The sequence below is a fragment of the Rossellomorea sp. NPDC071047 genome (genome assembly GCF_050270195.1).
Lineage (GTDB): Bacteria > Bacillota > Bacilli > Bacillales > Bacillaceae_B > Rossellomorea.
Window position 1 is genome coordinate 310,155 of record NZ_JBNNJT010000006.1, and the last position, 12,932, is coordinate 323,086.

The 12,932-nt window shown below is 42.6% G+C and carries 12 protein-coding genes and 1 riboswitch; of the genes, 4 read left to right on the forward strand and 8 right to left on the reverse strand.

Annotated features, from left to right (window positions below; translation table 11 throughout):
* The first annotated feature begins 149 nt into the window (after positions 1-149).
* Positions 150-659, forward strand: coding sequence for a cupin domain-containing protein (locus ACQKFO_RS19960; RefSeq protein ID WP_427600551.1), 510 nt, complete (start codon positions 150-152; stop codon positions 657-659).
* A gap of 344 nt (positions 660-1,003) precedes the next feature.
* Here the strand turns inward: ACQKFO_RS19960 and ACQKFO_RS19965 are convergent, their stop codons facing one another.
* The 3 genes from ACQKFO_RS19965 to ACQKFO_RS19975 form a co-directional block, all read right to left on the reverse strand.
* Positions 1,004-2,191: an MDR family MFS transporter gene (locus ACQKFO_RS19965; RefSeq protein ID WP_427600552.1), complete on the reverse strand. Its 1,188-nt coding sequence runs from the start codon at positions 2,189-2,191 to the stop codon at positions 1,004-1,006.
* Positions 2,192-2,346: 155 nt separating this feature from the next.
* The gene (locus ACQKFO_RS19970) at positions 2,347-2,511 is read right to left on the reverse strand and encodes a glycogen biosynthesis protein GlgD (RefSeq protein ID WP_427600553.1); all 165 of its coding nucleotides are present in this window, start codon (positions 2,509-2,511) and stop codon (positions 2,347-2,349) included.
* Positions 2,508-2,801: a YtzC family protein gene (locus ACQKFO_RS19975; protein ID WP_427600554.1), complete on the reverse strand. Its 294-nt coding sequence runs from the start codon at positions 2,799-2,801 to the stop codon at positions 2,508-2,510. The genes ACQKFO_RS19970 and ACQKFO_RS19975 overlap by 4 nt, the downstream gene beginning before the upstream one ends.
* 201 nt (positions 2,802-3,002) lie before the next feature.
* Here ACQKFO_RS19975 and ACQKFO_RS19980 point away from each other — a divergent pair, with 201 nt between their 5' ends.
* A complete protein-coding gene (locus ACQKFO_RS19980) occupies positions 3,003-3,968 on the forward strand; it encodes a TIGR01212 family radical SAM protein (RefSeq protein ID WP_427600555.1) in 966 nt (321 codons plus the stop codon).
* Positions 3,965-4,537 carry a class I SAM-dependent methyltransferase gene (locus ACQKFO_RS19985; RefSeq protein WP_397554471.1) on the forward strand — a complete coding sequence of 191 codons (573 nt, stop codon included), beginning with the start codon at positions 3,965-3,967 and terminating at the stop codon, positions 4,535-4,537. Before ACQKFO_RS19980 ends, ACQKFO_RS19985 begins: the two co-directional genes overlap by 4 nt.
* A gap of 99 nt (positions 4,538-4,636) precedes the next feature.
* Here ACQKFO_RS19985 and ACQKFO_RS19990 read toward each other — a convergent pair whose 3' ends face one another.
* From ACQKFO_RS19990 to ACQKFO_RS20005, 4 genes are all read right to left on the reverse strand, one after another.
* Positions 4,637-5,641 carry an LLM class flavin-dependent oxidoreductase gene (locus tag ACQKFO_RS19990; RefSeq protein WP_427600556.1) on the reverse strand — a complete coding sequence of 335 codons (1,005 nt, stop codon included), beginning with the start codon at positions 5,639-5,641 and terminating at the stop codon, positions 4,637-4,639.
* 106 nt (positions 5,642-5,747) lie between these two features.
* Entirely contained in the window at positions 5,748-8,117 is a 2,370-nt protein-coding gene (locus ACQKFO_RS19995; RefSeq protein WP_427600557.1) for an immune inhibitor A domain-containing protein, read from the reverse strand.
* A gap of 319 nt (positions 8,118-8,436) precedes the next feature.
* Complete coding sequence (locus ACQKFO_RS20000) at positions 8,437-9,510, reverse strand: tetraprenyl-beta-curcumene synthase family protein (protein ID WP_427600558.1); 1,074 nt, start codon at positions 9,508-9,510, stop codon at positions 8,437-8,439.
* 14 nt (positions 9,511-9,524) lie between these two features.
* Positions 9,525-10,328: a lysophospholipase gene (locus tag ACQKFO_RS20005; RefSeq protein ID WP_427600559.1), complete on the reverse strand. Its 804-nt coding sequence runs from the start codon at positions 10,326-10,328 to the stop codon at positions 9,525-9,527.
* Between the two features lie 84 nt (positions 10,329-10,412).
* Between ACQKFO_RS20005 and ACQKFO_RS20010 the strand changes: the two genes are divergently transcribed.
* Positions 10,413-10,928, forward strand: coding sequence for a gamma carbonic anhydrase family protein (locus ACQKFO_RS20010; protein ID WP_397554468.1), 516 nt, complete (start codon positions 10,413-10,415; stop codon positions 10,926-10,928).
* Positions 10,929-11,168: 240 nt separating this feature from the next.
* Here the strand turns inward: ACQKFO_RS20010 and metK are convergent, their stop codons facing one another.
* Entirely contained in the window at positions 11,169-12,371 is a 1,203-nt protein-coding gene (gene metK, locus ACQKFO_RS20015; RefSeq protein ID WP_427600560.1) for a methionine adenosyltransferase, read from the reverse strand.
* Between the two features lie 212 nt (positions 12,372-12,583).
* Positions 12,584-12,728, reverse strand: a riboswitch (SAM riboswitch).
* Between the last annotated feature and the right edge of the window lie 204 nt (positions 12,729-12,932).

The window sequence follows — 12,932 nt, forward strand, 5'->3', positions numbered from 1 at the left end:
AGAGAACATATATATCTATAGTAGCACATACATTCACTGTCGTTGGGGAAATGAAAACGGTTTGCAAATCTTTCAATTACCATTAGAGAATCGGTTTAATTTTTACGGAATTAGGGAAACTTCTTAACAATGAATGGAGGAATGAAAGGATGAAAATCGCAGAACTGAAAATATTTTATTTCGAAGACGATGGAATCATCCCGAATAACCCGGACCTGCCAGTACTCATTTACCGGAATGCACTTGATCATCCTCATGACGCCGAAGAGCTCTTTAACAGAAATCAATGGCTCAATAGTTGGACAAATGGCATATATGATTACCACCATTACCATAGTAATGCACATGAAGTATTAGGGGTTATGGAAGGTGAGGCAACCGTTCAATTAGGTGGCGAAATGGGCGAAGAAGTGACGATTCATAAAGGTGATGTAATCATCCTTCCAGCTGGGACCGGGCATAAAAAATTATCCTCAAGTCCCGACTTCAAGGTCGCAGGTGCCTATCCGAACGGCGATGATTATAATTTAAAAAAAGGTTCAATACGAGAGCGGCCGAGTGTTTTGATTGAAATTAAGAACGTTCCCCGTCCGTCATTGGATCCTGTGTTTGGAGATACGGGTCCACTCATAAAATATTGGCTCAAGAAAATGGTTTAACCTAGCGTTCTGCATACAATCTTTAGGTTTTTATTCGATTTTTTCCCATTCCTATTTTTCTATAGTAATGCTTCTTAGAAACGACTATAAATAATCTTAAAAACCCCTATAATCTAAGCGATTAGATTATTTTTTGTAAAATAGTCTTGTTTTCTTATTAGCCTTATGCTATTCTATTATAGCGATGAGCTGAATTGTGTAAGTCGGGGATCACGTCCTTGTGACAACAAACGATGTGGCGTTTGCTGATCTCTCGCCTCAATTTTTTGCAAGTGGGCTTCCGTAGGAAACGGGAGCCCTTTTTATATGGAATAAACCCCAATGAATTCTCATTGGGGTTTTCTTTATTGTTGAACCGATAAGGAGACCTCGCTTTTCTTTTTCAACGGTCGGTCATATTGACTCGTAATGACTAATGAGACCATGAAGAAAGCGATCAACGTCATAAACAGCACCTGCATGCTGAATACGTCCACTAATACTCCTCCGATAAACGGTCCGATCATTCTTCCTCCTGTTGCTGTACTGTTGACGATTCCCTGATAGAATCCTTCTCTCCCTTTTGGAGCAAGCGAGTTAGCAATGGTCGGAACAGCCGGCCATATAAGCATTTCACCAATCGTCAGTATGATCATCGCAATGGCAAACCATTGAAATTGATCGGCTATCGAAGCCACAGCGAACGAAGCCATGAAAATAATCGTCCCAATCATAATTTGAAGCTTTAAATTATGTTCAAATCGCTTGATGGCTTTTGATAAAAGTGGCTGTGCAAGCACAATCAATGCTCCATTGATCGTCCACAATAAGCTGTATTGCTTCAAGGAAATATTGATCTCCTGGGTGTACGTTGCAATGGTGGACTGCCATTGAACATAGCCCATCCAGCATAATAAATAAGCAACACAAATGAAGAGCAGGGCCTTCAGTTTCGATTTATCCCTTATCACCTTTGACTCATTCAAAACGGATGTTTGATGCCCGTTAACGGAAATGTTTCGATAACCCAATAAGGCAATGAAGAAAAAGACGATATACATACTAAGATTCGCTAAGAATATATAGTTAAAGGAAAACGAGGCGACGAACCCTCCTAATGCAGCACCAACAGCAACTCCAATATTTTGAGCCACATAGACGGAATTGAATGCTTTCCGGCCACCTTCAGGCCATACCGAACCTGCCATGGCGTACATGGAAGGAAAGACGATTCCCGAACCAAACCCGACAATGGTCAAAAAAACCACATAATGAGGCCATCCATGCCAAATATTCATTCCGACCAAAGCAGTCAAGGTAATGGAAATCCCTACTAATATCGAGCGATATCCACCAAACTTATCAAAAAGTGTTCCCCCGATCAGATTTCCGATGACGCTGGCTCCAGCGTTCATCATCAACACAATTCCTGCTACAGAAAGTGATTTCCCTAAATTCTCATGTAAATAAATTGTATTAAGAGGCCATAAAAAAGAGGCACCTGTCACATTCACCATCATTCCAACGACAAGCAACCATAATGATTTGGGCATGATTCTGCCCCCTTTCCACCATTTTATTTCGAGTCCCAAAAGGATTTTACTCTTTTTTGTGAAAGGGGGCAAGAATTATTTCTTAAAATAGTTGTCCTTTTTCATATATTAAAAAACCAGATGCACTTATTTATTGTGCACCTGGTTTCAGTCCATTATTTTCCGTTATGATGATCGGATTTAACAGGCTGTCCCTGTTTTTCATAGCGTCTTTTCGCAGCTTTGACAGGATTGTTTTCAGCCCCGAATTCTGTATCTAAATTCCGGAAATCACTGCGGGTCTTTTGTTCAGGGTTTTTTTTGTGAGAACGTGTGGTCAATGTAATTTACCTCCTACTACATTAGGATCATGATCTAACAAAATCATCTCATTTTGTAAGGCCTGAAGCTGAAGTCTCATGCGATGCAATTGTTCACGCTGTTGAGAGTTGGCGCTATTGGCCAAATGAGCCACATCGTTCACCGCTTCTTCAAGCTGCTGCATGGCTTGAGTATACTCCACATCGTGATAATGCTCTTGCTGTGTTCCTGATTTATATTGTTTTTGAGCGTAACGAATGGCATCTTCACACTTTTGAATGCATTCATCAACCGAATTTCTTGTTGCCATTTCGACTACCTCCTTGACGTTTGGAATAAAGAAGAGGAAGGTCCCATCCTTACTCTCCTCCGTCTTAGTTTGAACCTGATTGCCCTTTTCAGAAGTGGTAATCTTCGCCTATTTCTCTATGCAGGATTCATTTGACCCCGTGTTCATGTTAAAATCTTTTTGAACGTCTTACATACTGTTTTACACATTGAAACGTAGGAGGTGTTTGTCATCGAGACAAACCCATTTCCATATGCCACAGATTTAAAACGATATCATACGTGGAACTACCATTTACGAAATCATTTTGGACATAAAGTCTTTAAGGTTGCTTTGGATGGTGGCTTTGATTGCCCGAACCGTGATGGCACGGTCGCCCATGGCGGCTGCACCTTTTGCAGTGCAGCAGGCTCAGGGGACTTTGCCGGGAGCAGGGTCGACTCCTTGGAAAAGCAATTCAATGACATCAAAGGAAGAATGCATAAGAAGTGGAAAGACGGTAAATACATGGCGTATTTCCAAGCATTCACCAACACTCACGCACCTGTGGATGTGCTTAGAGAGAAATATGAGTCAGTTCTCGGGCAAGAGGGTGTTGTAGGTATTTCCATCGCAACCCGTCCGGACTGTCTTCCTGACGATGTGGTCGAATACTTAGCCGAACTGAATGAAAGAACCTATTTATGGGTTGAACTTGGCCTGCAAACCGTTCATGAAAAAACCGCCGGATTGATCAATCGGGCTCACGATTTTCAATGCTATGTCGAAGGAGTCAATAAGTTAAGAAAGCACGGTATAAGGGTGTGTTCCCATATTATTAACGGACTTCCTCAAGAAGATGAAGAAATGATGATGGAAACGGCACGTGAAGTGGCCAAGCTTGACGTGCAGGGTATTAAGATTCACCTCTTGCATTTGCTGAAAGGAACTCCCATGGTCAAGCAATACGAAAAAGGGCTGCTCGACTTCATGGATTTCGATCATTACGTGAAACTTGTTTGCGATCAGTTGGAAGTCATACCACCTGAGATGATCGTTCACCGCATTACGGGGGACGGACCTATCGACCTGATGATCGGACCAATGTGGAGCGTGAATAAATGGAGCGTGCTAAACGCGATTGATGATGAACTTAAACGCCGGGACAGCTGGCAGGGAAAATACTTTAAAGTGGATGTGAAAGCATGAAATTAGATCGAATCTTACCTTTTGCAAGAGAGCTTCTGGAACGGGCTGTCAAACCAGGAGACATTACAATAGACGCAACACTAGGGAATGGACATGACACCTTATTCCTGGCCCGGTTAGTCGGAGAAAATGGCCGTGTATACGGTTTTGATATTCAAGAGGAAGCCATTGAAAACACGAAAGAACAGCTCATCACCCATGATCTTGCCCATCGGGTGACACTCTTTCATCAAGGGCACGAGACAGTGATGAACGTCATTCCTCCATTGCATCACGGGAAAGTGACGGGGGCAGTATTTAATCTTGGATACTTACCGGGCGGTGATAAGGATATCGTTACCCGTCCGAAAACGACGATACTCGCCTTGAATCAAATTCTGGAAATGATGGCACCAGAAGGGATCCTCGTCCTTGTCATTTATCACGGACATCCTGAGGGTGCGGTAGAGAGGGATTACATCCTTCGCTATGTTGAAAGACTGGATCAAAACTATGTTCATGTCCTGAGATACCAATTCATGAACCAGCTGAATAATCCTCCATTTATTGTAGCGTTGGAGAAGAGATAAACAGAAAAGCGGAAGGGCTTTGCATAGACCTCGAACCTCTAAGCCCTGCAGCTGGCCAATAAAAATAGGGACGGACCTCGAAAAGGTCCGTCCCTATTTTTATAATAATTCGTTTGCAATTAATTCGAATGATTTGAGTTTGTCCTGGAAGTCATATGTGATACTGACGAGCATGATTTCATCTGTTTCGTACTGTTCACTTAGTGAAAGTAGTTGTTCTTTCACTTTTTTAGGATTTCCCACGACCATGCGTTTGCGGTTTTCCCGCACTCTCATCTCTTCAAATGGCGTGTACTGATAGGCTGCCGCTTTTTCAGGGCTTGGTGTCCCGTTTGAACGCATGCCCTGTTCAATCATTAAGATCGCCAAATCTATGCTGGATGCAACTCTCTCTGCTTCTTCATCCGTTTCAGCACAGATTGCAAACACGGCCACAATGTTTTTGGGTTCCTTCAAATATTTGGAAGGAATAAAGTTATTTCTGTAAGCCTGGGTATATTGAGGACCGCCCTCTCCGTTGATAAACTGGGCAAAGGTATACGGTAATCCTTTTTGTGCCGCCAGCATCGCACTGGACGGACTTGAGCCGAGCATCCACACTTCCGGCATCGATTCGATCATCGGCGCTGCCGTTAATCCTTGATAAGGATGGGTATCCGGTAATGAATCGGTTAAATACCCCAGCAGATCATCGATTTGTTCTGGATAACGATTGACGTCCCTCGGCTTCCCGTCGTGCAGGGCCATCGTAGCCATCGGCATTCCGCCAGGTGCCCTCCCCAAACCTAAGTCAATCCGATTCGGGTTCAGCCCTTCAAGTAATCGGAAGTTTTCCGCTACTTTGTACGAAGAGTAATGAGGAAGCATGACCCCTCCGGAACCAACACGGATCCTTGATGTATTCTGTGCCAGATGGGCGATCAAGACCTCTGGTGAGGAACCCGCAAGTCCCGTGGAATCATGATGTTCGGATACCCAGAAACGTTCGAATCCCAACTTCTCGACATGCTGTGCTAATTGTACTGTATGATTTAATGCCTCTTGTGGGCTCATTCCTTCTGAAATGGGTGACTGATCTAATACACTGAGCTTCAAAATGGACATCTCCTTTAATTGATGTGAGTATTATTATCAATTCAGTAGTAAAAAATGTCCAATAACATGCTTAAAAGGTGACTGCCGGGAAGGCAGTCACCTTTTAATGTTGAAATTATTTTTTACTAATTTCAATTCTTCCCACTGATTTATCTTTACTTTGACCAGTGACCTTAATCTTTAACCCATATTCAGGTACATTACGTCCTGCATCAGGTAATTTCTCGTTTAGGTAGCTGCGCTTATCATTAAACTCCTGATTCTTATGAGTGTGTTTATCCTCGAGTGTTAACCCTAATAACTCTCGATAGTCTAAGAACATTTTCTCTGTCTTATCCATGCTGAATGCTGCGTCATGAATTTGATATCGAGTTGATGCCATTGAATTGTCGCTCCATTTTAGTTCACGTTGGTCAGCATCCACCACTCCAAGGAAGCCTTCTCCTGGGTGAGCACCTGTCCAGTTGTCTCCATATTTCTCATCTGCATACCAGATCACCAGACCTGGATCATAGGTCATCAGGCTGTCACCACGGCGAATGTGAGCTAAACCTTCATCCACACCTTGATGGTTTCTCCATTCCAACAGGTAGTAATGCTTGGATGTTTTCACCCCAGTATCTTTTGTGAATCCTTCAAGTGAAACGTTCGTGTCATCACCTTCAGCATCATCAAAGAATAACTCATTACCGCCTGCCGTTACTTTGATATCATCCACATATAATCCCGGATTAACCGCTGCAACGTCTGTCCAATAGTTTACTTTCACTTGGATTTCTTTTCCTGCATACTGACTTAAATCAAATGCGGCATCTATCCATCCATCTGAGTTCCCAGTAATTCCATGACCAGGATTTTGATCATGAGGATCTGTTTCTGTTGTTACATTTCCTGGAATGCTCGTCCAATTTTCACCGTCTTCACTAACTTGAACTGAACCGTAATCCCAATCCTGCTCAATGTCATACCATGCTTTGAATGTAAGTTCTGCATTTTGGGAAGATGTTAAATCTACATTCATGACAGCCGAATTATCCAGGTCATTGCCGCTTCCACTAAAATACTCATATTCTCCGCTAAACGGCGTATTCACTACTGTTTCTTTATCAGGGAGGGTAATTTTAAGTGCATCAGGGTTTGTACCTTTTGTATTTGCCTGATCCAAGTAAACCTCAATACCTTTTTTGTCGATTTCATCCAGATCGATTTCTTCATTCTTCGTCCAGTTTCCACCATGTGCTGCTTGCAAAAACTCTTTCGACCAGGCACTGAAGCCTGTTGGTTCTGTTCCAGGAACCTTACCCGCCCAGCTTCCGCTTGCCATGATGGACCAGTATGCTACCGCTTCACCGGCACCTGTATATTGAGTGTCATACTCATCAGGCAACCCGAGGTCGTGACCATATTCATGGGCGAATACGCCGGCAGCTCCATCAGCTGGTTGAACTGTATAGTCATATGCAGCCATATTACCTCCCCAATACGGAACTTCTGCTTCCGTACCATCTACAGGGAACACGTCTCCTAAGTTCCAACGATGAGACCAAATCGCATCTTCACCAAGACTGCCTCCACCAGCTTCTTCACCTACCGCTGAATGAACAATCATTAAGTGATCGACTAGTCCGTCTGCTTCACGGGTATTTCCGTCTCCATCAAGATCATAGCGGTCTTCCTGGTCATAGTCAGACAAGTCCACTTCAGGGTCATTTGCTGCAGCCTCTAAAGCTTCCCGGACAAGTCCTCTTGCATCTTTATCATTATCTCCTGCTTCCGGATCATTTCCACCATAAGCTGCTGCCGGTTTAGAAGCTTGATACCATCCAGCTACCTCACCTTCAACAGAATAAGCCCCATCCGTTTGCTGCTCATAAAATTGCTTCATGGAAATGAGGTTTTCACCATTTGGACCGGTATATCCGTCATCCCCAAATACCATATCCTCATAATGCTCTTTTACGTAATCTTCATAATACATATCTGAATCTTCTGGTTGTATTGAGTTATGTGGGAAGTCAGGGAATTCCATTAATAATACTAGAACTTGATCGGTTCTTTTTTCACCGGTATAATCTTCTTCCACTACAGGATCTAAATCTCTCTTTTTCTTTTTATGTTTATCGCCCTTTTTGTGCTTATCGATATCTTTCTCGATCTTTTCTTTCTCTTCTTTTAATTCGCCGTCATCTTCAAGTTCCTTTAAGCCTTCAGATTTCTCTTTCAAGAACTTCTGTACAGCTTTTTCTGCTTGTCCAGCTGTGGCATTCTCAGATAATTTACCGCTCTTTTGAAGCATTTCAATCAACTTCTCTTCATTCGCAATGGCTAAGTCGAATGGACCTTCACCATGTGAATGAGATTTCTTCACCGCAGGCTTCGCTAACACATTTTCAGGCACTGTGGTTGCAGCTGATGCAGGTACAGCAAATGCCCCTACACTTAATGCCGCAGCCATGGCCATCGATAATACTTTACGAGATTTCAAACAGTATTCCCCCTCTTTTTATGTACTAAATTTTTACACTAATTAAAATATACTCCAATATTCTGAAAAGTAAATATTTTCAGAAGACATTAGTTATTTAGTATTACGAAATAAAACATTTTTAGATAAATAGTATGATATTCCGCTATATAAACAGTGAGTAAATTATCATAATTTTAAAGATGTTAACGTTTTTTATTTGTATAAAAATGGTATTTAAGGTCGAATTTAGTATTATTTCACCCGACTATAGTTTGATATAACAGACAAAAAAAGGGACGGACCTTCGAAACAAGTTTCGAAGGTCCGTCCCTCTTTTTCAGGATGTTTTTCTGCGATTTCTCCATTTGCGGTAGATTTTTCCGTTGATGTAGAAGAATCTGGTGATCCAGCCGGCTTGGGCGATGAATTGTTTGGAGAAGGATTGTACTTTTTCTTGTTTGTTTGCCTTGTCGTCTGAAAGGTAGACGCCGATGAGTCCTTTGTTGATCAGGCGGTGAAAATGGGCATGGGGCAGTTCATGGGTGTGTTCGTCTGCTTTCTGGAGGAAATGAAGCAGCCGTTCTTTTAAATGCTCATCATCCTCGTAATAGAAGCAGAAGTTCAAGTCTCCCCCCTCGTGGTCCTCATCCTGGTCGATGAAGTAATCAAGAAGAATATGTAACCCCTGAATGTATGGAAAATATCCACGTTTGATCTTTTCAGTGTGCGATGGCTGAAAATCGCTCCGGCACGCGTATGACACTAAACAGAAGATGCCGAGGGTCGATCCGGAGCAGGCTGAAAACTCGTACCAGTTCATTTCCGGAAGGTTCGAACGGTGAGTTTCAAACCAATTCTGCAGCCTTCCTACTCTTTCTTCTTTTTTTACATGTTTATGTATTTGCAAGTCGCAGTAGTATTCACAAAGCTGTACAAGATCCTTTTTGATACTGTCATAGTGATGTAATGCTTCAAGAACGGACTGACAGGTAAGCACTAAATCCCTCAGATATCCCCCGTCATCCTGATCGGCCCTCAAAGCATAGTAATTGGTAGGCACAGCACCCACGGTCAGGGCGTCTTTCATGGATTGATGAAGAAGGGCAAAATCGTCGGGATCCAGGGAAACGCTTCGATCACAGAGATTATCCAAATAATCGCTTATCGTTTGATAGGCGACGATGAATCGAATCGTTTCTTCTTTCTTGTCCAGTGCCAGCAGGGAAAGGATCGATCCACCTTCACAGTGAAACGTTTTATGTTCGATGCTTGCAAGGGCCTGACTTCTTAATTCCTGATTGGGGATCGCTTCTGCCCGCTTCTTCCACTCAGCTAATTCTTTATGAACAATCGGAAAAACATTTCGGTATACTCTTGTCATTAACGAAAAGGGATCACTTGGAATCGACACCTTTACCACCTCTTTTACAAAATGTATCCTAGCGCTTTCAAACGACTTTCAATGAAAATTTTGGAGTATTCAAAGATATCTTCTCTTTCAGGCTCATTATAGATTTCATGATAGCATTTCGGCCATTCTTTGTAATGCATTTCAGATAAAGACAGTTCGTTGAACCATTTTTTCACTGCTTTTTTATCAACAATTTTGTCGTCACCCGCCTGCAGCACGAGCAGAGGGACGTCAGGCATTTTTTCCAGGTTTACAAATGCGAGCTTTATCGCTTGGGCTAGCTCCCTGTACCAGCGGACAGACACCTTGGTGATATAGAGTGAATCGTTGCTGTCAATTTCACGTACATCTGCATTTCTCGTTGCCATATCGATCGTTAATCCTGATGGGAACTTCACCATGGGAGCGATCTTATTTAAACCGTGGGACAAGAGCTCGATCGGTTTTGACGGGGTCGTGACCAAGCCTAAACAAGGTGAGGACAATATCACCCCTGCCAGGTTCACATGGGATTCCTGAAGCATACGGACCGCAACAAGCCCACCCATACTATGACCAATCAGAAATACAGGCAATTCAAATTGATACGCCGCCTGTACCCAATCTTTCACTTCCACTATATATTCATCGAACGAATCGATATGTCCTCTTTTACTTCTTGAAGTCATCCCCTGACCCGGTAAATCCCCCATGATGACATGGTAGCCAGATGCACGCCACATTTCAATGAGCCACCCGTACCGGCCATGATGCTCCATAGCTCCATGAACGATGACGATGACTGCCTTTGCTTCTTGATCTGTTTCCCATTTCCACATGGCAATTCCTCCTTAATAGTTCTCTATGTGAATGAATTCTGCTACCATTATTATAGTAAATATTCTTGAAAGGGGTAGTAAAAAATGCTCTATCCATATTATGATAAAAAACCAATCATTGCTCACTCGGCATACATTGCCGATTATGTCACCATCTCCGGGGATGTGGAGGTCGGTGAAGAGTCCAGCATCTGGTTTAACACCGTCATCAGAGGGGACGTAGCTCCAACGAAAATCGGTAATAAAGTAAATATACAGGATAATTCCATTCTTCATCAGAGTCCAAATAACCCTCTTATTCTTGAAGATGAAGTAACCGTAGGCCATGGAGTGATTCTACATAGCTGCAAAATCCGAAAAAAAGCTTTGATCGGCATGGGGTCGATCATTCTCGATAATGCTGAAATCGGTGAAGGAGCATTTATTGGGGCAGGAAGCCTTGTTCCACAAGGGAAAGTCATTCCTCCCAACACACTGGCATTCGGTCGTCCGGCAAAAGTAGTGAGAGAGTTAAATGAACATGATATTAGCGAGATGAAGCGAATTTCCAGAGAATACGCAGAAAAAGGACAATATTATAAAAGCATCAAACCATTTTAATATCCTATACTTGGGATACCCCAACCTTCCTGAGAATACTCATGGAATATTTTCTTGCAGGCGGGTCCCCATTTCGGATTTATCTGCCATTTTCAAATTGTATCTGCCAAAAATAAGTTTCACCTGTCAAAATCACGATATATCTGCCATTCGGCACTACAAACCTCACCACCGTCGTACCATAGCGTAAAAAAGACCAACACCCTGATAAGTGTTGGTCTCTTCTATCACTATCTTTCCTTATTCGCTCAACGCTTCCGCTTTTAATGCTTCCGCTTTGTTTGTACGCTCCCAAGGAAGATCAATATCGTTACGGCCAAAGTGTCCGTAAGCAGCTGTCTGCTTGTAGATCGGACGACGAAGGTCCAGCATTTTGATGATTCCTGCAGGACGCAGATCAAAGTTGTTACGAACAACGTCGATTAGTACGTCTTCTGATACTTTACCTGTCCCAAATGTATCAACTGAGATGGATACCGGTTGAGCGACACCGATCGCATACGCTAATTGAACTTCACATTTTTCAGCAAGTCCTGCTGCCACAATGTTCTTCGCTACATAACGTGCTGCATAAGCTGCAGAACGGTCCACTTTCGTTGCATCCTTACCAGAGAATGCACCGCCACCGTGACGAGCGTATCCGCCATATGTGTCAACGATGATCTTGCGTCCTGTTAATCCTGCATCACCTTGAGGTCCACCGATAACGAAACGACCAGTCGGGTTGATGAAGTATTTAGTCTCTCCATCGATCAGTTCTTTCGGTACAACTGGATCGATGACGTATTCTTTTAAGTTACGTTGGATTTGCTCAAGCGTCACTTCAGGGTGATGCTGAGTCGAGATAACGATCGTGTCGATACGAACCGGCTTATCGTTTTCATCATATTCAACGGTTACTTGAGTTTTTCCATCCGGACGCAAGTAAGGAAGGATTTCTTCTTTACGAACTTCAGTCAGACGTCGGGAAATTTTGTGGGCAAGGGAAATCGGAAGAGGCATAAGCTCTTTCGTTTCATTACAAGCGAAACCAAACATTAGCCCCTGGTCACCTGCACCGATTGCATCGATTTCTTCATCCGTCATTTGACCTTCACGAGCTTCAAGTGCCTGATCTACACCTTGAGCGATATCAGCAGATTGCTCATCGATGGATGTTAATACAGCACATGTCTCGGCATCAAAGCCATATTTCGCACGAGTGTAGCCAATTTCACGGATCGTTTCACGAACGATTTTTGGAATATCGACATACGTACTCGTGGTAATTTCACCCGCAACAAGAACAAGACCCGTCGTAACAGACGTTTCACATGCTACACGAGCATTCGGATCATTAGTAAGAATTGCATCAAGAATTGAATCAGAGATTTGGTCACAAATTTTATCTGGATGTCCTTCGGTTACGGACTCAGATGTAAACAGACGACGTTTAGTTGACATCAAGGTTCCTCCTTAAGCATAATTGTTAGACTTTGATCTAACAAAACATTAAACAGATACGGTACTCATTCCCTAAGTAGTATGAAGTAAACATGGTTTTTTTATAAAAAAATCATGCATTATGTGCATTTGATCCACTATAAACAGAAAAAACCCTTCCTCATCGTTAAAGCATCAGAGGAAAGGTTTCAGATCATAGCCGCGCCTTTTCTCTCTTATCGTTCAAGGTTCTCAGACCTTGCCTCAGTTTAGCACCTTCGCTTAATCGGATCGTTTCAAAAGAATAAGATCCATTCTCTATTTAGCAGGTTGCTGGGTTTCATAGGGTCTGCTCCCTCCACCAGCTCAGGATAAGAGTATCCGTTCAAGGAACAATAATAACGTTTAGTACTAGAGGTGTCAACTTTTTTTCAAGTGACATGTTTAACCATTCATGCTTACTATTTTCATGATTCCAACCCAACTTAACTTCTTAAAATAACCCAATTAGGCAATGAGGCTAAACATTATGATATTTTTTTCATATATATAAGAAGGTACAAGCTATATTTGGACGAAAAA

Coding starts and splice junctions, on each gene's coding strand:
- ACQKFO_RS19960 (WP_427600551.1), top strand. CDS start 150: ATGAAAATCGCAGAACTGAAAATATTTTATTTCGAAGACGATGGAATC.
- ACQKFO_RS19965 (WP_427600552.1), bottom strand. CDS start 2,191: ATGCCCAAATCATTATGGTTGCTTGTCGTTGGAATGATGGTGAATGTG.
- ACQKFO_RS19975 (WP_427600554.1), bottom strand. CDS start 2,801: ATGGCAACAAGAAATTCGGTTGATGAATGCATTCAAAAGTGTGAAGAT.
- ACQKFO_RS19985 (WP_397554471.1), top strand. CDS start 3,965: ATGAAATTAGATCGAATCTTACCTTTTGCAAGAGAGCTTCTGGAACGG.
- ACQKFO_RS19990 (WP_427600556.1), bottom strand. CDS start 5,641: ATGTCCATTTTGAAGCTCAGTGTATTAGATCAGTCACCCATTTCAGAA.
- ACQKFO_RS20005 (WP_427600559.1), bottom strand. CDS start 10,328: ATGTGGAAATGGGAAACAGATCAAGAAGCAAAGGCAGTCATCGTCATC.
- ACQKFO_RS20010 (WP_397554468.1), top strand. CDS start 10,413: ATGCTCTATCCATATTATGATAAAAAACCAATCATTGCTCACTCGGCA.
- metK (WP_427600560.1), bottom strand. CDS start 12,371: ATGTCAACTAAACGTCGTCTGTTTACATCTGAGTCCGTAACCGAAGGA.